At 68.7% G+C, this 262-nt stretch carries 1 pseudogene; it reads right to left on the minus strand.

Annotated elements, in window-relative coordinates:
- Nucleotides 1-262 (minus strand): annotated as a pseudogene (locus ACG02S_RS26335) (IS5/IS1182 family transposase); the annotation flags it as partial.

Below are 262 nucleotides of genomic sequence, written 5' to 3' on the forward strand. Positions count from 1 at the left end.
GCGTACAGCTTGTTCTTGTCGTGAGGGCGCTGGCTGCGGATGCGCTCGGCACGCTCCAGCCAGGGCTTGAGCTGGTCTTGTGCGGCCTGAGCGAGCGTCGCCATCTTGCGCTGCACCTCGCGCAACAGCACGCCGAGGATCGTGCGCTGGCGGCGCACCACCTGGCGCAGCCGCTTGAACTGCTTGGCATGGGCGTAGCCACCGGCGCGGCGACGCAAGCTCTGGCCCTCCCGCTCGTGCGTCATCTTGAGCTTGAGGCCCG

This window comes from Pelomonas dachongensis, assembly GCF_043555865.1.
Classification (GTDB): Bacteria; Pseudomonadota; Gammaproteobacteria; order Burkholderiales; family Burkholderiaceae_C; genus Pelomonas; species Pelomonas dachongensis.